17 protein-coding genes and 1 pseudogene are annotated in these 21,707 nt (G+C 49.6%); 8 read left to right on the forward strand and 10 right to left on the reverse strand.

The genetic code is table 11. The features are described from left to right. The 9 genes and pseudogenes from JL661_RS01630 to JL661_RS01670 all read right to left on the reverse strand — a co-directional run bounded on the left by JL661_RS01630 (position 1) and on the right by JL661_RS01670 (position 11,845). Positions 1-2,458, reverse strand: a pseudogene (locus tag JL661_RS01630) (type I restriction-modification system subunit M). Positions 2,459-2,733: 275 nt separating this feature from the next. Then, the gene (locus JL661_RS01635; RefSeq protein ID WP_062772091.1) at positions 2,734-3,606 is read right to left on the reverse strand and encodes a phosphorothioated DNA-binding restriction endonuclease; all 873 of its coding nucleotides are present in this window, start codon (positions 3,604-3,606) and stop codon (positions 2,734-2,736) included. Positions 3,607-4,161: 555 nt separating this feature from the next. Further along, positions 4,162-7,026, reverse strand: a complete 2,865-nt coding sequence (locus JL661_RS01640; RefSeq protein ID WP_062772085.1) for an autotransporter outer membrane beta-barrel domain-containing protein — start codon at positions 7,024-7,026, stop codon at positions 4,162-4,164. A gap of 153 nt (positions 7,027-7,179) precedes the next feature. Further along, positions 7,180-7,449, reverse strand: a complete 270-nt coding sequence (locus JL661_RS01645) for a helix-turn-helix domain-containing protein (protein ID WP_062772194.1) — start codon at positions 7,447-7,449, stop codon at positions 7,180-7,182. Positions 7,450-8,367: 918 nt separating this feature from the next. After that, on the reverse strand, positions 8,368-8,676 hold the full coding sequence (locus tag JL661_RS01650; RefSeq protein WP_062772079.1) for a YdgH/BhsA/McbA family protein: 309 nt from the start codon (positions 8,674-8,676) through the stop codon (positions 8,368-8,370). Positions 8,677-8,813: 137 nt separating this feature from the next. Further along, on the reverse strand, positions 8,814-9,416 hold the full coding sequence (locus tag JL661_RS01655; RefSeq protein WP_032098165.1) for a glutathione S-transferase family protein: 603 nt from the start codon (positions 9,414-9,416) through the stop codon (positions 8,814-8,816). 50 nt (positions 9,417-9,466) lie between these two features. Then, positions 9,467-10,165 (reverse strand): helix-turn-helix transcriptional regulator, encoded by a 699-nt coding sequence (locus tag JL661_RS01660; protein WP_036418059.1) that lies wholly within the window; start codon positions 10,163-10,165, stop codon positions 9,467-9,469. A gap of 6 nt (positions 10,166-10,171) precedes the next feature. Continuing rightward, entirely contained in the window at positions 10,172-10,642 is a 471-nt protein-coding gene (locus JL661_RS01665; protein ID WP_004234669.1) for a very short patch repair endonuclease, read from the reverse strand. 81 nt (positions 10,643-10,723) lie between these two features. Beyond that, positions 10,724-11,845 (reverse strand): DNA cytosine methyltransferase, encoded by a 1,122-nt coding sequence (locus JL661_RS01670; protein WP_036418061.1) that lies wholly within the window; start codon positions 11,843-11,845, stop codon positions 10,724-10,726. A gap of 189 nt (positions 11,846-12,034) precedes the next feature. Here JL661_RS01670 and JL661_RS01675 point away from each other — a divergent pair, with 189 nt between their 5' ends. Next, positions 12,035-12,376 (forward strand): DUF5713 family protein, encoded by a 342-nt coding sequence (locus JL661_RS01675; RefSeq protein ID WP_015422291.1) that lies wholly within the window; start codon positions 12,035-12,037, stop codon positions 12,374-12,376. Between the two features lie 24 nt (positions 12,377-12,400). Continuing rightward, positions 12,401-13,660, forward strand: coding sequence for a Zn-dependent hydrolase (locus tag JL661_RS01680; RefSeq protein WP_004234678.1), 1,260 nt, complete (start codon positions 12,401-12,403; stop codon positions 13,658-13,660). 47 nt (positions 13,661-13,707) lie between these two features. Here JL661_RS01680 and JL661_RS01685 read toward each other — a convergent pair whose 3' ends face one another. Further along, complete coding sequence (locus JL661_RS01685; protein WP_004234679.1) at positions 13,708-14,607, reverse strand: DMT family transporter; 900 nt, start codon at positions 14,605-14,607, stop codon at positions 13,708-13,710. A gap of 194 nt (positions 14,608-14,801) precedes the next feature. Here JL661_RS01685 and JL661_RS01690 point away from each other — a divergent pair, with 194 nt between their 5' ends. The 6 genes from JL661_RS01690 to JL661_RS01715 all read left to right on the forward strand — a co-directional run bounded on the left by JL661_RS01690 (position 14,802) and on the right by JL661_RS01715 (position 21,689). Further along, positions 14,802-17,015 carry a TonB-dependent siderophore receptor gene (locus JL661_RS01690; protein ID WP_062772076.1) on the forward strand — a complete coding sequence of 738 codons (2,214 nt, stop codon included), beginning with the start codon at positions 14,802-14,804 and terminating at the stop codon, positions 17,013-17,015. 10 nt (positions 17,016-17,025) lie between these two features. Further along, entirely contained in the window at positions 17,026-18,126 is a 1,101-nt protein-coding gene (locus JL661_RS01695; RefSeq protein WP_062772073.1) for an ABC transporter substrate-binding protein, read from the forward strand. Positions 18,127-18,537: 411 nt separating this feature from the next. Then, on the forward strand, positions 18,538-18,987 hold the full coding sequence (locus tag JL661_RS01700; RefSeq protein WP_004234684.1) for a PTS sugar transporter subunit IIA: 450 nt from the start codon (positions 18,538-18,540) through the stop codon (positions 18,985-18,987). After that, the gene (locus JL661_RS01705; protein WP_004234686.1) at positions 18,984-19,265 is read left to right on the forward strand and encodes a PTS sugar transporter subunit IIB; all 282 of its coding nucleotides are present in this window, start codon (positions 18,984-18,986) and stop codon (positions 19,263-19,265) included. The genes JL661_RS01700 and JL661_RS01705 overlap by 4 nt, the downstream gene beginning before the upstream one ends. 29 nt (positions 19,266-19,294) lie before the next feature. Then, positions 19,295-20,689, forward strand: a complete 1,395-nt coding sequence (gene ulaA, locus JL661_RS01710) for a PTS ascorbate transporter subunit IIC (RefSeq protein WP_004234688.1) — start codon at positions 19,295-19,297, stop codon at positions 20,687-20,689. A 34-nt stretch (positions 20,690-20,723) separates the two neighbouring features. Beyond that, positions 20,724-21,689 (forward strand): carbohydrate kinase family protein, encoded by a 966-nt coding sequence (locus tag JL661_RS01715; RefSeq protein ID WP_004234690.1) that lies wholly within the window; start codon positions 20,724-20,726, stop codon positions 21,687-21,689. The last annotated feature ends 18 nt before the right edge of the window (positions 21,690-21,707 follow it).

A 21,707-nucleotide genomic window follows, 5' to 3' on the forward strand; every position in this document is an offset into this window, starting at 1 on the left:
CTACTCCAGCCCCATCGCCTTCAGATGAGCCGCGACTTTCGCTTCCAACTCAGCCACACTTTGGGTGAGAATAGGTAGTGTAGAGTTATAACGTTCCTCCAGATTTTTTACACGATTTGCCAGCCTCTGAGTTACTCGCTCAATCTCCGCTTCCAGAGCACCTGTCAGGCTTGCTTTCCATTTATCCTGCACCAGAAGAATTTTTATGTCGTTTTCAGTGAGTTTTGAGTAATAAGCAAACACTGCAAGATCAAGCTTTTCCTGCGCTTCTTTATGCGCTTTTTTGGCTTTGGTTTCAGCATCAAACAACGCCTGAGCAGTTTTCAGTACTACTTTTTCGTCTTTATCCGTGGCCACTTTGAATCGTGCTTTAATGCTGGCAGCAGTTACTTTCTCTTTGTCATTCATTGCATCAGAAAGTAGCCCATCATCACCGATGTTTTCTTCAAGGAAGCTTTCAAGTGCTTGCGCAGCGTCATCATAAGCGACTTGAAGTTGATCAAGCATCTGCTGCTCAGAAGCTAAATAGCGAGCCACTAAAAGGGCTGGTGGCAACAGTTCAGCCTTATACTTTTTCTTACCTATCACTAGATCCGGCATTTCTTTTAGTTTTTCGCCTTTTTCGACAATAAGCTCGCGAAGCACTTTGCCCGCCAGCCAGCCATCCTGACTCAGAACATAAACATCGTCCTGCATGACATCCATCCAGTAGTCCATCAGTAACTGATAGATGGCGTAGTTCTCTAGCAGAGGCACATCAGCGGTAGTTTGTGAATCATAAGCAGCAAGAAGCCGCTCGCCAATTTCTTCAATTAGCTGTTTAGGTGAGTCACCGCGAGCAATTTCGTCAAGCTGACAACCAGCAAACCATTTTTCAAAGGGTATCAGTGCACCAGTTTTAAAAGCAGCAAATTCCGGGTGTGCCTGGATAGTGCTCTTAACTTCACTTGCTTCGACCCGGGCATTGCTATAACCAGGCCGGGCAGGTTCGAATAGATCCTGGCGTAAAGTTGGGAAAATTTTCCAGTAAGCACTGAGAGCGTCAATATCGCGATCGGGAATGCCACCAGCCAAATGGCCTGAAAGGTCGTGCAGATCTTCCGGATCGCTGCTGTCGATATAGCGAGGGATATTGAGGTTGAAGTCGTTGGCCGCAATTTCTGACAGCGGGACCATGCGACTGAAGCGGGGGATTTCCTGCTCGCGATTAAACGCATCGACAATTTTATGGATGTCCTGGGCGCGCAGGCGATTTTTATTGCCGTCTTTAATAAAGCCCTTACTGGCATCGATCATAAAGATGCCTTGCTGACTCTCGCCATTAGCGTTGAACGCTCGGAGCTGGGCATCTTCTTTATCGATGACAATGATGCATGCTGGGATACCCGTGCCGTAGAACAAGTTAGCGGGCAGGCCAATGATGCCTTTGATGTAGCCCTGCTTGAGTAGATTTTCACGAATACGTGCTTCAGCATTGCCACGGAACAGAACGCCGTGAGGCAGGATCACTGCGCCCTTACCTGTGCTCTTGAGACTCTTGATGATGTGCAGCAGGAAAGCATAGTCGCCGTTCTTTTCGGGTGGGGTCCCCCAGACAAAACGGTCAAAAGTATCGTTCGCAGCATCCAGCCCGCTGGTCCAGTTTTTGTTGGAGAAAGGGGGGGTTAGCTACAGCAAAGTCGAAGGTTTTAAGGTTATCGTTGCCATCCTTCCAGTGTGGATCGGCTAAGGTGTTACCTTTCCAGATTTTAGCGGTGGCGTTGTCATGCAGGATCATGTTCATGCGTGCCAGTGCGCTGGTCGCATAATCCATCTCTTGGCCATAAATGGTCAGCCCTTTCGGACCGGCTTCGTCACTGGCTTTCAACAGCAGTGAGCCTGAACCACAGGTAGGGTCATAAACGGTAGCATCTTGTGGTGTCTGTTTACTGATGCCAATCACTTTCGCCAAAATGCGTGACACCTCTGCTGGGGTGTAAAACTGCCCCTTGGATTTACCTGATTCTGTAGCAAAGTGACGCATTAAATATTCGTAGGCATCGCCCAGCAGATCGTCTCCATCAACGCGGTTGGCTGAGAGATCCAACCCTTCGAAGATTGCCACCAGCTTGGAAAGACGGTCGATCATTTCCTTGCCTTTACCCAGCTTGTCTTCATCATTGAAGTCGGCAATGTCGATAACACCTTTTAGGTCATTAGCTTCAGCCAGTAATCTGATGGTTTTATTAATTTTTTCGCCAATTTCTTTGTTGCCCTTGAGAGCAACCATATCGTCGAAACTTGCACCTTCCGGCACTTCAATCATCGCGTAAGGGTTGCCCTTAGCTTTGTCAGAGACGTACTTCATAAACAGTAGGGTCAACACATAGTCTTTGTACTGTGAAGCATCCATTCCGCCACGTAACTCGTCGCAGCTCGCCCAAAGGGAGGAGTAAAGTTCGTTCTTCTTGATAGCCATATGGTGTCCGGTGAAAACAATGCATGTAACGCGGCAAAGAGGTGACGACACAATCGTCCAAATAGTTTCTGCCCCGTAAGAATTTACGACAGAGTTTATCAAGTTGGTGGGGCTTCGACCATGGCCTCAGTCACGATAAACTCTGACACCTGATCTCCGCTTCAAATCAGCGACAGGAACCAATGAACATTCAGGTAATTGTAAGTATCCCGATAAAACGGATCATTCACTCCCAAAGCTCAACCACATCATAATTTCTATAATATATTGCATCTTCACACCTTAAACACCTGCTTACGATGCCAGCCGATGTATTGTTCTGCCGGCCATAAGGATTCATCATGCGGCAGATGTAACAACTGGCCGTTTCGCTGCCAGAACAGGTTGTCGACGACAGGGCTGCGGCTGACACCGGCGGATATACGGATAGTCAGATTTTCATCTAATCCGAATGCACCCATATCAAATGCATCGTGGTGAAGAGAACACAATGCCAGACCATTGTGTACCACACACGGGCCACCGTAGGCTTTCCAGTGAATATGCGCAGCTTCAATACCCACCAGCGCACCATCCAGGCGGAGGTCATAGCCGCAGAAAGCGCAGCGGGAGTGATAAGCACGCAGTATGATGTCTCTGAAATGCGGATCGCGGTTCTTTGTCCGGTCAACAAAATCCAGGCCAAGTTGGTTGGCAAGGATCCGCTGGATACTTTCCGGGAAACGGTTTGTCAGAATTTGCTGGGCCAGTTTGTCAATTAATTCCGGGTGTTCACGTAATTGCCGGTAGGCGGCTTCATCAAAGCCGCCTGATACGTGATTATCAATCAACTCTTTCTTTGTCGGCTGCGTGTTACCCCTGCGGTGTTTGCAACCTTCCGCATCGGTGATTTCCCAGAAACCATCACTCCTGAGCCGCCAGAAAGGCATATTAGGGTAGTCAGTGCATCGTTTGGGGCCAAACTCTCTCAGCAGGCGGGTCAGTGGTTCGTGGATTTCCCGGCCATAATTGAACAGACGCGGATGCTCCGCTTTATACTGCGAAAGCACATACAACAGCAGTAACGGCTTATGAGGGGCGCATATGTCACCCTGGCGCCACACTGAAATGCTGGCGATGGCGGATTGCAGTGTTTCGGGAGATATCATGATAAGAATGAACCGGGTAACATATTTATATAACTGCGATCATGCTCGTAAAACTGGTGAATTTCAATGGAGGGTGTCACGTTAACAGGAGGAAAAGACTGATGTTTTCGTCTGGTTATACTCACACAAACATCAAATTCACCGAAAGTATAAGCGCCACATAAGCAGCCATAAAAATATAGGGTGTTATTAACAGGAGTGATAACAGAAACAATATAATACCTAAAAGCCGGTCAGATGAGATGGATGAAAGCCAGAGGATGAACAGGGAGGTGATAAAAATCACTGTGATATCAATGTATTTATAGACAGAAAAAATAGCATCGACCAATATCATTTCTCCCTGATGATTATTATCCCGTTGTCATCCTTAACATACTCAAAAATTGAAAATTTTCAATGTTTTCAGCGCGTTTGCTGTTACAAAAATTATAACAATTTCAATAGAATATTGATTATATTTACCGCATTGATATCTGCTGTAAACCAGACCTCCCTGAAAACAAAAAAAGACGAAGATCCCTCTTCGTCTTTTTACTTACAGCATCTCACAGATTAAAAGCTGAAACGGTATCCGCCGTTAATCTGGTACTGATCAAACCGGTTGCCGGTTGAGCTGTCAGCTTCTGCATACAGGGTATGTTTTTTGCTGATATTGGCGCTGATGCCCAGTCCGTTGTTCCACCAGTTTCCTTTGAAGCTGTGTGCTTCGCGGGAGCCGTTCAGTTTATAGTCGGTGTTGCCCTGAAACTCTCTGACAAAACCGGTTTTCAGGTAAACGTTGATCTGGCTGTCACCGGTGGTGGTTTCATAGCCGATCAGTGTACCGGCGCGTCCGATGGTGGAATCGTAGCTGCCGAGGTCGATTTTCAGGCCGTTGCTGGCGTGAATACCGGTTGAATCCTGATGGCTGTAGGTCAGCTGTGCCTGCGGTTCGATATAGAATCCATTACCGGCCCGGCTCAGGCTGAACTTCCGGCCTGCTTCCGCTGATAAACTGACCCCCGTTGAGCTGCCGTCGCCGCTGACATTATTGTTCTGGCTGTCCGATACGCTGAATTTATTTTTCAGCCGGGAGACCTTGGCAATACCGTCAACATAGAAACCGTTATCCGCCATATAGGTGGTGTAAAGTCCCAGATGGTATGAACGGACAGTGCCGTCCCCGCCGCGATAGTCCGGTGAGCCCTGCGTTAAGCCCGCAAAGGTACCGATATACAGCGGTGTGTCCGGTGAGATACGTTTATCAAAGCCCAGCTGTGTACCGCCGTAGGTCATGTCAAATCCGCTCATTTTGCCGCCGGCAAAGGAGTTGAATTTACCGCCGAAGCCTCTCAGCCATGCATTATTATCCCCGCCGTTCTGACGCAGATCACCCATGCGCTGCATCAGTGTCTGGGTCTCTGCGTAGTTAATCAGATAGCCCACGTTCAGGAAATTACCGCCTGCATCCGCCGTGGTGGTGATCGGTGGTTTTGGTTTTTCCGGTTCCGGCTCTGGTTCCGGATCAGGATCCGGGACTACCGGCGGCGGAACGTAGGCACCTGATGAGTACAGTTCCCAGTTATTGCCGTTCTTGCGCACATCATACAGATAACCGCCTAACTCGACTTCAGACGTTGAAGTAAAGCTGGCTGCGCCGTCTGCGGTTTCCACAACGGTCAGAATTTCATTCCCGGTTGTGGCCAGGCTGCCGCGGTTTAATACAGTTAATGAATAATCACCGGCGCTGGTCCCGGTTACCACCAGTTTGTCACCGGCGTTGTTGACACCATCACCGTCACCGACAATATCAGTCCGCAGCGTGAATGCGCCGTTGCCGCTGAGGTTGGCGATACTCAGCGTTGAGTAACCGGTGTCGGATAATCTGTGCGATAAATCGACGGTGGTATTATTCAGTACCAGATTATCGAGGTTGGAATCATCCGTGACATTCCAGCGGCTGTTGTCCATGGTGACATTCAGCAGGCCGCCGTTGACGTTATCGCTGTAAGCGTTCCCGGTCCACTGTGAGCCGGAAGCCATATCCACATTGATCAGGCCGCCCCGTGACTGAATACCGCCGTTGATCAGCATTTTACCCGTTGCATTAATCCGGCTGGCGGCATAGCCGTCATTGTGCTGGGTGGCGATCGCTATCTGATCAGCGGTTGCCATATTAATGGTCAGGTCGCCGGTCAGATCAATCTGGCTGTTGGTCATGGCATAGACACCACGCGTGCCTGCGGCACCCGTCACCGAGATATTATCACCGGTCATGACACCGCCGCCCAGCGCCCACAGTCCCAAACCCAGGCTGCCGTTGCGGTCAATCGTAATATCGGTGTTTGCCAGGTTGATTTTAGCACCGGAAAACTGTGCTGACGCACCGTAAGAGCCTCCGGAGAAAATTGTATTACGGTTATCCGCCGTACCGGTAAAGTTGATGGTCGTACCTGAGCCGTTGGTGACCAGACCACCGCCCTGTTCAGAATACATATGGCTGCCGGCACCGATATTGGCGGTTCCGCCGCGAACTTCCAGCGCGTTGGCATTGCTTCCGCGGGCGATAATTGTCAGGGCATCTGCTTTGATGTCACCAAAGCTCCAGATACCGTGGGCGTTATCGCCGTTGGTCATAATTTTGCTGTCAGTACCCAGATCAACAATCGAGTTTCTCTGGATATTCATGCCGTATGCACTGGATCCCTGTGCATCGATAGTCAGGTTAGTGGCAGTAAAATAGGAAGGGCCATTGGATGCGGTGCCGTTCAGGCCGTCGATACGGATACCATAGCTTCCGGTACCGTTGGTTTTAATCGTACTGCCGCTGCCCAGATTGACGTTACTGCCGTAGTCTGCGATGGACAAGCCGATACCGTTGTTACCTTTGGTTTCAACAGAAAGGCGGTCAGCGGTCAGGGTGGAGGCATTGCTGACCACGACACCGCCTGCCATGCCGTTACCGGTTCCTTCCACTTTAACACTGCTGCCGGTTCCCAGGTCGGCCTGTACCTTTTTACCGGACAGGCTAATACCGCTGGCACTTTTACCGTTTACATCCACGGATAAACCATTGGCCTTTAATACGCTGTTATCTCCCTGAATAACCACGCCTTTGGCGTATTTGTCCGCGTCTGTCACATTCACAGTCACGTTATTGCCGAGATTGATAGTTCCGGCACCATTGTTGTAGGAGTTCAGGACACCATAGCGGTTTCCGGATCCATCCCCGGTATCGCCGGTGATCCGGTCACCGTCGTTAACCGTAATATTGGTGCCGCTCTGGCTGCCGATATCCGCAGCCTGTGCTGTCTGTAAACAGACCGCAGTACTCAGGCTGAGAAGCCCGGCAGCCGCTAACCAGCCCCGCAGTGAGAGGGCGGTATAGCCAGAATGAGGGGATCGCTGATATCCCCTGATAAACAGATTAATATTCATAACATTCCTTTTCATAATTTTTATTTTCCAAAAACACATAAAAATTATGTAAATAAGATATTTTTATTATCATTATTATTGATGTGAGGCAGGAAACAGGATGTATCTTCCTGATGCATAACAACAATAATTAACGGACTAATTGGCTGGTATTTACCAGTTCCCGGTGGTGTATTTGCTGAAAAAATCATGTTTCGTATCAGATATACGGGTAAAAAATTCAGCAGGTGTTATATTAAATACAGCAAGTATATTAATGAGTGTTGAGACTGATATTTCACTCGTGGCATTTTCATAGCGGGAGATCTGTTGCTGGCTGATTCCCAGTTCTGCGCCAAGAACAACGCCGCTCATTCTTTTTTCTTTACGTAACTTTCGGATCAGTGCGCCTACATCATGCAGTAATATCTGATTATTTTTCATAATAGATTCCACTCCCCGGGCCATAACAGGATTCAGGTGTGATGTGTTTACTTATATGACAGCGGTGCTGATTCAGCAGGGAGAAATATTAATTAACGCGAAAACAAAAACCGTAATATCCTGTAATACATTATTACAAATCCGGATGTAATAATATTAATTGCAGTTACCCGTCTGCTGCGTATAAATAATTACCATCTGGTAATGAAATATACAAGACATGTGAAAACATAAAAAATTGTTATTAACGATCGATATTTCACTTATGATAGGTAAAAACTATCATCAATTGATTATTGATCGGTTTTAGCGATCTTTTACATATTGGCTGAGTAAGTAAAAATCCTTGTATTGCGTTTATTGTTTTCTATCTTTTGCATATTATTCAATTTGTTATATTGTAACCCGTCATTTTGGCTGAAATAAAAAGAAGGGAAAATCATGGTTCGGGTTTTCCGGATCGCGCTCGTAAAAATGTGATACTTTTCACACAAATACTTACACTTTTCTTTCCGGATTAGGCAGATCATTTGTCTGATGTTTACCGTGTGACGTGTTTTCCCCGGCGTTATTGGCTTTTTATATAGCAATCAGCAACATTCCTTACTGTGGCGGAGCGGAATCCGGTTTCTTATGCTTTTCAGGGCCTGAAATCCGTATTTATCGCTGTGTTTTTTCCCCGGGGAATATTGTTTTTACCGGCAGATTAATAACAATAAAATGTGGGTTTTATTGTATTTTTGGAGTGGTTTAAAATGCGTGTTTTTGAAGGGGATAATGAAGTGGTAATGTGATGGCAGTAAGTATTACAATGCATCTGTTTAACGGTTTTTTATCTTTACTGCTATTTTTATTTATTTAACGGGGATGCAGCGCATCTGTCACAGTTACATCCTGAAAGGATATTTACCGGTATATTTATTTTTCTGTCAGCCAGTGGTTATGGGTATTCTCCGTTTGTGGTAACGCATTATTCTGAGTTTGGTTTTCGTCAGGTGAAATATTGCGTGTATTTTCCGGTAATGGTGTCAGTGTGGCTGTAACATAAGTAACCCAGCCGACTCTGGCGCTGGTTATCTGATATCCGCTACCGGCTTTTTCTGCCTGGCGGGCTATTTTGGCTTCTGCGTCAGATAATGTATCCCCCCAGGCAGTAACTGTTTGTGCAAAACCGGAAGCCGAAATAAAAAGCAGAACCGGGAATGCAATTATTTTCAGGGTATTCATTATCATTATTTCCTCTGCCGGTGAGTTACCGTAAAGATATTAATAAGGAAACTGTACTGCGGATAAATGGTAAAAGAAAGTGCATAAATGGCGGATGCTGTATTTTTGCATCCGCCTTATGGCAGGGAGGGTTGCTGTTATTCTCCGGAGAAGGCCGCGGCAAATGCCGGGTTTAACGTCAGGCTGTCTAAATACGCTTTCATGGCCGGAGAGATAGCAATTAAGTCATGTTTGGCCAGGAACATCAGGAAATAGCCGATGTAAACATCAACGGCGGTCATGGTTTTACCGCATAAATACGGTGCTGCATCAGCTAATCCGGTTTCCAGGCAGGCCATTACGCGGTCAAAGGAGCCGAACCCTGACATTTTCTGTTCTTCTTCTGTCAGAACCAGACCCATTTCTTTGGCGGTGAAAGCGGCTTCAACCGGACCGGCGGTGAACAGGAACCAGCGGTAATAGGTGCCGCGTTCCGGAGCATCAACCGCCGGTGCAAAGCCTTTTTCAATGAATTTATCGGCAAGATACATGCAGATGGCGGCTGTTTCAGTGATAACACGGTCGCCGTCGGTTAATGCCGGCACTTTACCCATCGGGTTGATAGCCAGATATTCCGGGGTATGCATATCCGCACCATAATCCAGTTCCACGCGCTGATACGGTACATCCAGAATTTTCAGAAATAAATCAACGGTATTCCCGCGTGACATTGCATTGGTATAAAGTGTCAGTCCGCTCATGATGCTCTCCTGTTTAGTGTGTTGAGGCACCATCATAGGTGAGGGGAGTGTCAGAATCTGTCAGGAGGGATGCAGAGGACTTCTTTACGCCAGCGGTCGAGCAGGTATTTTTTCGGGTACGGCAGTTTATCGGTTAATATTTTACAGGATTGAATTCTGTCGAGCCGGAAGTGCCGGTAGCTCTGACGTAATTCACACCAGGCGGCCAGCACCTGCACCTCTTTCATATAACCGATGGCAATCGGCCAGATAATCCGGTTGCTGGTCTGGGCCTCTTTATCCTGATAACACAGTTTGATTTTCAGCTCTTCCCGCAGACTGCGGCGCAATTCCCCGGCAATGATATTATCGACCTGTGTCAGCTGTGAGGCGGGCACAAATAATGTGCTGTCACTGAATACGGCGCGGGATTCATGTTCCACCACAGCGTTGATTTTATTTGCCGCGCGGGCAGCGGAGGCTTTCAGCTCATCATCCGCATTACTCTGTACCCAGCGTAACCCGAGAATTAAGGCTTCCAGTTCATTGACATCAAATATCATCGGCGGCAGCAGTAATCCGGATTTCATCTGATAACCGAGACCGGCTTCACCGGTAATTTCAGCACCCTGGCAGCGCAGGGTTTCAATATCCCGGTAAACGGAACGCACACTGATTTGTAATTGCGAGGCGAGGGAATCCGCCGTGACCGGATAACGGTTCTCTTTCAGGATCTGTAATAAGGTGAGTAAGCGCTGGGTGCGTGTCATAAGGTATCAGCCTGGCGTGATAGTTAATCCGGAGTCCGTAATACTGCCTGAAACAGCACTGCTTATCAGCCAGGTTTTTATTAATGTCAGCAGCATCGGGTCAGATAATTTTGTTTTCCCGGTCAGGGCACATTCCCAGATGATTAATGTGCGTAACCCCATGCGGTGCAGTTCTGCGATATATTTTTCATCGCGGATTTTATTCTCTGATAATTTTTTTTGCCAGAATGCGGTCCGTGTGGCGGGAAGCCGGAATTTGTCACAATCGTGCATGTGCCAGAAACAGCCGTGAATAAAGATAGCCGTCCGCCATTTTGCCATCCATATATCGGGTTTGCCGGGCAAATCTGCCGGATATAACCGGAAACGGAAGCCGTTATGATGCAACAGCTTTCTGACATGATGCTCCGGTCTGGTGTCCCGGTTGCGGATGGCGCGCATATTCCGGGAGCGGGTTTCTTTGTCATGTACATCCATCGGATTTTCAGCCGCTGATTTCAGGAATAAGCCCAGATTACCCTATTTCGCCGGGAAAATATGCGCCGCGCCGCCGGAAGATTATTTTACCGGCGGTATTGCACCGGCCCGGACTAATGCCGCCGTGAGTTGTTCAGCTATGGCTTCGACAACAGTCATACAGACGGAGTTGCCGAATTGTTTATAAATCTGCCCCTGGGAAACAGAATCGGTAATATAGTTTTCCGGAAATCCCTGGAGGTTCGCACATTCACGCGGGGTGAGTTTGCGCGGGTTTTTACCGTCCCGCGACTGGTCAATCAGGATCTCAGAACCGTCTTTATAATAGCGGGCGCTCAGGGTATTGGTATATTCGCTGTTTTTATTAAACAGGCAATATCCGAAGCCGTTACCTCTGGCTTTATGTTCTCTTTTGCGTTTCTGATGGCCGGCCCATAATTTATCGGAGATGGTAAAACGATCTTTTTTATAGCGCACCGCATCTTCCGCCAGCGCTTTTTTGCTCTGGAGAATATCACCGAGACAGGTAGGCTGATGAGTCGGTTCCGGCCAGGAAAATAAGGTGTCAAAGTCCGCATCCGGAAACTGGTCGCGGTCAAAACCGATAATAAAAATACGCTCGCGGTTCTGCGGAATACCAAAATCGGCAGCACGCAGCACGCGGAAATCAACCCAATAGTTCAGTTTTTGCGACAGCGCGCTGCGGGTCTCTTCACTCAGCGGAATATTATCCGGCACAGTCTGTTCATACTGTCCGCGCAGAATATCGAGGATAGTCTGTAATGTCCGGCCGCCGTCGTGGCCACGCAGCTGTTTGACGTTCTCCAGCAGAAACGCCTTCGGCCGTTTCTCTGTCATGATGCGCTGGACTTCAAAGAACATGGTACCGCGGGTGTCGTTAAACCCCTGACGCGCACCCGCCTGTGAAAATGCCTGGCACGGAAAACCGCCGAGAAGAATATCGTGATCCGGAATATCTTTTGCCGCGATCCTGGTGATGTCGCCGTCAGGCATCTCACCGAAATTGGCAAAATAGGTGCGCTGGGCGAATTTATCCCACTCAGAGGTAAACACACAACGACCGCCCTGTTGCTGAAAGGGCAGGCGGATCCCGCCGATGCCGGCAAAAAGATCGATAAAAGTGAATCTGCAATTATCCTCGGGTGACTGCCGGAAAGGGGCGTCCTCTGGGTGTTTTTTCAAAATCATCTCCGGTTCGGGAAACAGCCGCCGGGCAGTGCGCCGGTTTTATCCCGGCACTATATCACTGCCCGGGGCTCCGGGAAACAGGAAGGCCGGAAAAACAGGTATGTCCGGCGGGCGCGGAAACTGGTATATGTTGTCTCTCTGTATTAATTTGTTCTTAGCGTAACTATTTCAGGGGGAATGAAAATGCCTGTAACCAATCCGGATGTTCTGAAGCTCCGTTTATTAGGCGATATGTATGATGACAGCTATTTCCCGGACCATCTGGTGAAGCAGGGAGAGGAGATTCTTCTGCGTCTGTGTGAGGTGCTGGAAAACAATCCGCCGGACGACCTGGCGGCGCTGTATGTGCTGACACAGCAGGCGACAGAGGAATTTAATGATTTGCAGGATGCGTTTGATGAAGCAGGCAGTGAGATTGAAACCGTTGCCCGGGATTCTATCGGCGAATCCTTTTACCTGATTGCCCGTGCATACGGCTTTGAGGATGCGGACCCGGAGGAGCTTATCGCAACGCGGGACTGGTAATTCAATAACAATAATGAGGTGATCATGAATCACAAATCCGGTGGGCTGAAGATAGACGGAAAGACCTTACTGAATCATTTGCAGGAACTGGGAAATGCCGGGGCGGATCCGGTAAAAGGCGGGCGGACGCGGACAGCGCTGACCGATGCGGAAAAGCAGGGGCGTGACCTGGTGGTCAGCTGGATGAAAGCGCTGGATCTGGTGATCCGTATTGATCAGATCGGAAACATTTTCGGCACACTGCCGTCAGTTTCCGGAAACAGCGATACCGCGCCGCTGATGATAGGGTCACATATCGATACGGTGATTAACGCCGGGGCACTGGATGGCTGCTACGGCGTGCTCAGCGGCCTGGCGGTAGTCCGGGCCTTCCGGGAAGCCGGTGTGCTGCCGTCCCGTCCGATCACGGTGGCGGCATTCACTAACGAAGAAGGTGTGCGTTTTCATCCGGATATGATGGGCTCGCTGGTGTATGCGGGCGGTTATCCGCTGGAAGATGCTCTGAATGCGGTGGCCACTGACGGTGCAGTGCTGCGTGATGAGCTGGAACGCGCCGGTTATGCGGGCAGTATGGTGCCGGGCAGCATTGTGCCGCACGAGTATCTGGAACTGCATATTGAGCAGGGACCGGTGCTGGAGGCGGAAGGATTACAGATCGGGGTGGTGGAGAGCTTACAGGGTATCTCGTGGCAGAAAATCACCATCACCGGCACGGCAAACCATGCCGGAACCACGCCGACACGGCTGCGTCATGATGCCGGATATGCGGCAGCGAAGCTGATCACCTTTCTGCGCGAAGGCATTTCTCAGAAAAACGGGGCCACATTAACCACGGTGGGGACGATTGCTTTTGAGCCGAATGCGGTTAACGTGATCCCGGGCTCGGCAACGTTCACCATTGATATGCGGGACCCGGACGAAGAGCGCCTGCAATGGGCGGAAGGGCAGATCCGCGATTATCTGGCGGTGTTATCAGAGCAGGAAGGGGTTACGGTCTCAGCCCGTCAGTTGGCGCGTTTTCAGCCGGTGGTGTTTGATAAAACCCTGGTCAGCTGTGTGGAGAATGCGGCCAGAGCCGCCGGGAGTGCATACCGTCGTATGCCGTCTGGTGCCGGACATGATGCGCAGATGATTGCGCGGATAGCGCCGGCAGCGATGATTTTTGTGCCGAGTAAGAACGGAATCAGCCATAACCCGGCTGAATATACCGAAGATGCTGATCTGATACGCGGCGCACAGGTACTGCTGGATACGGTGATACTGAGACTGGCAGAGCCGGTGTAAGTTATCCCGGCAAAACGGCGGCATCCGGGCGGATGCCGCCCGGTGAATTATTTTACCGCTGCGGGCTGTTTGCCCCGGCTGACCAGCAGCCAGACTGCCACACAGACAATCAGCGCACCGAGGAAGAAATTCGGGCTGAGTGTCTCATCAAGCACAAGATAACCCCACAAAATACCGAACGGCGGGATCAGAAAGGTCACTGTCAGTGAGCGCATCGGGCCGATATCCGCAATCAGGCGGAAATAGAGAATATACGCCACTGCCGTACAGAGCAGCCCCACCGCAATCACACTGCCCCAGACCATCGGCTGTGCCCAGTTAACCGCCGGGCCGGTCGTGACACTGAAACCGAAAAACGGCAGCAGGAACAGCGTGGCACCGAGCTGGCTGCCGAACGCAACCAGACGGGCATCCAGACCGCCTTTTTCACTGATCCAGCGCCGCGTCAGGAATCCCGCCAGCCCGTAACAGGCGGTGGCAAGCAGACAGGCGGCCACGCCCCATAATAAATGGGCGGAAGACTGACTTTCCCCGACCGTGGTGATCACCACAATCCCGGCCAGTCCCATCATCACCCCCAGCCATTTGCGGGCGGTCAGGGTTTCGGCAAAGAAAGCAAAGCCGATCAGCGCCCCCATCAGCGGCGTGGTGGCGTTGAGAATGGCGGAGTAACCGGCCGGCAGCCACTGCGCGGCCAGACAGTACATAAAAAAGGGAATGCCGGAGTTAATCACGCCCAGTAATAATGCCGGTTTTAATTTTCCGTCAAACCGGAAGGTGCGGCGCATGATAAGGAGGATCACCAGAAGTCCGGCACAGCCGAAAAAGACACGCAGAAAGGCCGTGTTAACCGCGCCGAACTGCGGGGAGGCCACCCGCATAAAAAGAAAGCTGGCACCCCAGATGGCCGCCAGCAGGGTAAGCCGCAGATAGTCCGCAGGTCGCATGGGATTCCTTATCTGAAAATCAGTGAGTTAAGAGGGAAGTATCCGGTTCCGATTATACCACAGTGAATAGTCACCCCCTGAAAATCAAATATAAAAAGCAAGCGGGGAATATTTCTTCTTGTGATAATCATTCTCAGTCAATATTATCAGCAGCCTGATAATGAACTTTTTTGATCTCCACAGGAAAGATACCAATGCGCATCCGCTCTCTCTGTCTTCTGACACCCTGCCTGACCCTGTTAATCACACCGGATGTCCTGGCGGCAACTTCTGCCGATTCCGGCGAACCGATTGTGGTCTCTGCTTCGCGCAGCTACCGGACAGTTTCTGAAATGGCCCAGACCACCTGGGTCATTGATAATGCGGATATCGCGCAGCAGGCGGAAGGCGGCAAAGAGCTGAAAGATATCCTGGCGCAGCTGATCCCGGGGATGAGTGTCAGCGGCCAGGGGCGGACAAACTACGGCATGAATATGCGCGGGCGCTCTATGATTGTGATGGTGGACGGTGTGCGCCTGAATTCATCACGCAGTGACAGCCGTCAGCTGGATTCGATTGATCCGTTCAATATCAATCATATTGAAGTGATTTCCGGTGCGACCTCCCTGTACGGTGGCGGCAGCAGCGGTGGTCTGATTAATATCGTGACCAAAAAAGGTCAGGAAGAAAAACAGGTTGAGGTTCAGATCGGCGGCAAAAGCGGGTTCCGCAACGGTTCGGATCATGATGAAAACGTGGCTGCCGCAGTCAGCGGTGGTAATGATCAGGCTTACGGACGCTTATCTGTGGCTTATCAGCGTTACGGCGGCTGGTATGACGGCAAAGGCCGCGAAATCCTGATCGATAACACCCAGACCGGGCTTCAGTATTCTGACCGCCTGGATGTGATGGGCTCCGGAACTCTGACGATTGATGACCATCAGTCACTGGAACTGATGGCGCAGTATTACAACAGTGAATCTGACGGCAAACACGGGATCGATCTGGGCAAAGATTTTGCGGCGGTACTGGGAAAAGACACTGCGCATAACAGCGACAAACTGGATTCTGACCGGATCCCCGGCACCAAACGCCATATGGTGAACCTGCAGTACAGCAACAGTGACCTGCTGGGACAGGATCTGGTGGCGCAGGCGTATTACCGTGATGAAACCCAGACCTTCTATCCGTTCCCGGCGCTGGGCGGTAAAAAGCCGGATTATGTGGTCAGCAGCATCAGCGCATCAGAGCAGAAAACTGATTTCTACGGCGGTAAAGTCACCTTTAACAGCAAGCCGCTGGATAACCTGACACTGACGTACGGCGCGGATGCCGAGCATGAAAAATTCAGTGCCAACCAGAAGTTCTTTAATCTGCAGAAAGCGAAGGAAAGTAACGGACTGACCCTGGATTCCGCCTACAATACCGGGCGTTATCCGGGCTATACCACCACCACGATGGCGGCGTTTCTGCAAAGCAGTTATGACATCAACCTGCTGGTGACCCTGAGCGGCGGTATGCGTTATCAGTACACGAAAAACAAAGTGGATGATTTCACCGGGTATCAGCAGCAACAGCTGATTGCGGAAGGTAAAGCCACTTCAGCGGATGCGGTACCGGGCGGGGAAACGGATTACAACAACCTGTTATTTAATGCCGGGGTGCTGCTCAACCTGACCGACACACAACAGACCTGGTTTAATTTCTCCCAGGGCTTTGAAATCCCGGATATCGCCAAATTCTACGGCACCGGCAATTACGGTTCGCCGGTCAGTGGTCATTATCCGCTGCTCAACAGTGTGAACATCAATGATACGCGGGTCAAAGGTATCAAAGTCAACTCCTTCGAACTGGGCTGGCGTTACACCGGGGACAGCCTGCAAACCCAGCTGGCGGCGTACTATTCACTGTCTGACAGCAGCTACGACATCAATAAGAAAGATATGACTATCTTCCTGAAAGATGACAAACGCCGGATCTACGGTGTGGAAGGGGCGGCGGATTACGCGATCGCAGATACTGACTGGCGTGTCGGGACTAATTTCAACCTGATCAAATCCGAGACCAAAGCGGGTGATCAGTGGGAAAAATGGAGCGTGAAGTTTGCCAGCCCGTCAAAAGTCACCGCGTATGTGGCCTGGGAGCCGTCAGACTGGACACTGCGTCTGCAAAGCCAGCAATCTTTCAGCCTGACCGATGCGGACGGGGAGAAACTGGACGGATATAACACCGTCGATTTCCTCGGCAGCTATCAGTTACCGGTCGGTAAAGTCAGCTTTGCGGTCGAAAACCTGCTGGATAAAGATTACACCACCGTGTGGGGACAGCGCGCACCTATCCTGTACAGTCCGGCGTACGGCGCACCGGACTTATACAGCTATAAAGGGCGCGGCCGCACATTCGCACTGAATTATCTGGTGACATTCTGAGGCCCGTTTTATGCGTATATTCATAGTAATGATGACGCTGCTGCTGAGCACGGGAGTCCGTGCTCAGACGCAAATTGTCACCGATTTACAGGGACGGTCAGTGGCGGTGAATACGCCGGTCAAGCGGCTGTTTCTTGCGGATGCCCGTGACATTCTGGCGGTGGATATTGCGGCGGGGAAAACCCATTTTTCCTCTCTCAGCGGATGGAGTGATACCCTGGCGCATTATGCGCCGGATCTGGAAGCAGCATATCTGGAGGCCGCGCCGGAACTGGCGCGGTTACCGGTTCTGCCGAAAAGCAAAGACGGTACTTTTACAACGGAAAACCTGTTGGCACTGTCGCCGGATGCGGTACTGATGCACAAATCCTCCTACGGGCTGATGAAAAGTACGAACCTGCTGCCGCAACTGGAAGCGGCGGGTATTCCGGTGATTTTTATCGATTTCCGCAGTGACATGACAGAAAACACCCCGAAAAGTATTCAGCTTATCGGCACACTGTTTGAAACCGAAGGGCGCGCCGCGGAGTTCTCGGAATACTACCGGCTTAAACTGGCCGCACTGCGTCAGCGTCTGCCGGAGCAAAAACCGTCCGTGCTGATTGAAAGCAATGCCGGGTTATTCGGCAATGACTGCTGCCGTTTATACGGACGTACCGGATTCGGCGAACTGGCGGAGATTGCGGGTGGTGATAACCTGGTGCGCGACACGATGCCGGCAAACGGCGCGGAAAGCAGCATTGAAAATATTCTGCATCTCAACCCGCAGTTCTATGTGCTGACCGGTGCGGACTGGAAACAGTATAACCGCCGTTCAGAGGCGGTCACGCTCGGGTACGGCGCACCGGCAGAACCGGCGCAAAAAGTGATGAATGCGCTGATGAACCGCCAGGGATTAGCCTCACTGGAGGCGGTGAAATCACAGCACGTGATGGCGGTTTACCATAATTTCTACAACAGCCCGCTGAATATTTTTGCCGCCGAAGCACTGGCTGCATTTTTCCATCCGCAGGCATTCAGTGACCTGAATCCGCAGGCGGAAATGGTGTCATTCCATCAGCGGTTTACGGCGATCAGCGGTGCCGGGACGTTCTGGGTGACGATGCAGTAATTATCCGTTTATCAGCAAAAACAGCACAAAAGCCCGGCACAGAAAACAGTGTTGCCGGGCTTCTTTTTTTATCACCGGTTAAAAATAAATCAATTTTGCCCCTCAATTTGATCCGCCCCGCAAAGTGACGACTCAACACCCTCAAAAATGTGATGAACATCTTATTTTCACCAGTGAAAATATGACTCAGGCCACATATTCAGCCCGGAAAATAAAAACAGCGAAATTATCAGTAAAAAGTAATTATATGAATTAACTGGATTATTTTTTGCTTTACACGATAAAGCGTTATTTCAGGCAAACGAGATCGGCTTCACATTCTTAAAACCGGAATGTGATCTTCGTCGCTATTTATTTAGGCGTAAATAAGCCATCTTTAAAATAAGAAAAAATCACATCAGGAGTTCGGTTTTGGATATTCATTTTGAGAGCGGGCTGTTATCCCTGAATCAGAATTTTGCATCTCCGGAAGAGGGCATCCGCTATGCCGGTGAGTTGCTGCAAAAATCAGGCGCATGTACCCCTGATTATATTGAGGAAATGATCCGCGTATATCATGAGTTCGGCCCGGTGATTGTGCTGGATACCGGGGTGGCGATGCCCCATGCGAGACCGGAAAAAGGGGCATTAAAAACCGCGTTCTCCGTGGTGGTGACCGGCACACCGCTGGTATTTCATCATGAGGAGTTTGATCCGGTCAATGTCATTATTGCTATCAGCGCGACAGATTCAGATACCCATATTCATCTGATTCAGACCGTGGCTGATCTGATTGAAAATAATATTACTGAGTTTGTAAAAGAGAATAACAAAGAACAGATTTTACAGTTTATCCGGACGTCGATAGAGAGGACAGCATGATTAAAATAAGAACAGTGTGCGGCAATGGTATCGGCAGCTCATTAATGGCCGCCAATAACGTGAAGAAAATTTGTGAGGAGATGGGCATAAAAGCCGATGTGGCTTCAGTGGATTTTGCGAATGCCGTGGGTGAGAAAGCGGATCTGTATGTCACGATTAAAGAGCTGGCATCACAATTTCCGCCGCAGTGTGAAGTTGCCGTGATCCGCAGTTATGTGCATAAAGCCAAAATTGCGGAAGATATTAAAGACGCTTTACTGAAACTGAGTCAGTCCTGATAGTTCATTCTTTTTACAGGAATTAAATTATGGCTTATATTCTCTCATTCCTGACTGAGATATTCAGTCAGCCTGCCTTTCTTATGGGGATTATCTCCCTGGTGGGGTTACTGGCATTACGGTCACCGGTCAATAAATTATTAACCGGGACATTAAAACCGATCCTCGGTTATTTAATGCTGAGTGCAGGTGCCGGTGTTATCGTGGCAAACCTGAATCCGCTCGGTGGTATTATTGAAGCCGGTTTTAATATCCGGGGGGTTATTCCGAATAACGAAGCGATTGTTTCTGTTGCCCAGAAATTACTGGGTGTGGAGACAATGAGTATTTTATTACTCGGCTTTATTTTCAACCTGGCGATTGCCCGTTTCACCAAATATAAATATATCTTTTTAACCGGCCACCACTCTTTCTTTTTAGCCTGTTTATTCTCGGCAGTATTACAGGCCGCGAATTTCAAAGGCTGGGAAATGGTTATTATCGGCGGTTTCCTGCTGGGTGCCTGGTCAGCTATTTCACCGGCAATCGGACAGCGTTATACCAAGCGCGTTACTGAAGACGGCGGTATTGCCATGGGGCACTTTGGTTCCCTCGGTTATTACCTGTCTGCCTGGATTGCGGCGAAAGTCGGTAAAGCAGAAAACTCATTTGCGGATACTGAGATCTCCGAAAAATGGGGCTTCCTGCGCGATACCACAGTAACAACCGGTATTGTGATGGTCGTGATTTATCTGGTGTGCAGCATCGTTGCCGGTTCCGCTTATATCAGCACCATCACTGAGCAGAATATGGTGATCTTCTCCATCCTGACCGGTCTGCAGTTCGCGGTGGGTGTGGCGATTGTCTACAGCGGTGTGCGTTTAATCCTGGGTGACCTGGTGCCTGCGTTCCAGGGTATCAGCCAGAAACTGATCCCGAACTCGATTCCGGCGGTTGACTGTGCTGTCTTCTTTACCTTCAGCCCGACTGCGGTGGTAATCGGTTTTATCAGCTCCTTTATCGGCGGCCTTGTCGGCATGCTGATGCTGGGTGGTCTGGGTATGGCGCTGATTATCCCGGGCATGGTGCCGCACTTCTTCTGCGGCGGTACATCCGGTGTATTTGCGGACAAACTGGGCGGCAAAAAGGGCTGTATTATCGCCTCCTTTATCGGCGGTATTTTCCTCGCATTCTTACCGGCCATGCTGTTACCGGCGCTGGGCAACCTGGGCTTTGAAAACAGTACCTTTGCAGACTTTGACTTCGCGGTGTGGGGCATTGTTATCGGTGAAGCCTTTACCCACTTCGGTCAGATTGCGATTTACCTGATTTGTTTTGTTCTGGTTCTGGCATTACTGGCGCCGTTTGCCTTTAAATCAGTCAAAGTGGTGGGGGATACCCTGAGCTATGACGAATTAATGGAAAAAGACCGCGCACATAAGTAAATATGATACTGACGAAAGGTTTTAAGGAGTTGTTATGGCAGTAATTTCTGTCGGTTTATCCTGCTTCGACCAGTTCTTCTTTCTTAACCGCTGGCCGGAGGAGAATACCAAAAATTTCTCCGGCGATTTTATTGAAAGCGGCGGCGGACCCTGTGCCAATGCGGCATGGTTACTGGGATTGTGGGGAGAGGATATTTATTTTACCGGACACCTGAACCACGATATCTACGGTCAGAAAATTATTGATGAGTTTCATGATGTGGGTGTGAATACCGATTACGTTATTTTTAACGATGAAATGATCACACCGCTGGCATCTGTATTAGTGAATCAGTTAAATGGTTCCCGGACAATTATTACGCGCAAGCTGGTCTCTCCGCCGCGTATGACATTTGAAGAGAAACTGAAAATTGATGAGCTGATTACCCGCCTGACACAGGAGGATAAAGGGGAAGTCATCACGGTATTAATTGATGGTCATGAACCGGAGCTGAGTGAATATATTCTGACCCGTCTGCCTGATGCCCGCGTCGTGATGGACGCGGGGTCACTGCGGGAAAGCAATTTAAATCTGGCGAAATATACCGATTATCTGGTCGCCAGTGAAAACTTTGCCCGTGATCTGATTGAGATTGATAAATTCACCACCGATATTCAGTTAAAAACGGCATTAACGGAACTGAATAAACTGGCCCGGGGTGAGGCATTTATTACGCTGGGTGAGAAAGGCTGTGCGTATCTGCAAAACGGAATGCTGACAATATCACCGGCATTTATCTGTAATGCGATTGATACAACAGGAGCCGGTGATATATTCCACGGCGCATTTACGTACGGAGTTCATTATAACTGGCATATTGAGAATATTATTTTATTTGCCAGTCTGTCAGCAGCCATCTCAATTGAGAAAAAAGGGGTGCGCGAATCAATGCCGGATTTGGCGGATGTCCATAATGCGGTGAATAAATACGAAAGAAATCTGAAACACTATTTTGATTAAATTCTGATTTTGATTAAT

Source organism: Morganella morganii, from assembly GCF_019243775.1.
In the GTDB taxonomy this organism is placed as follows: domain Bacteria; phylum Pseudomonadota; class Gammaproteobacteria; order Enterobacterales; family Enterobacteriaceae; genus Morganella; species Morganella morganii.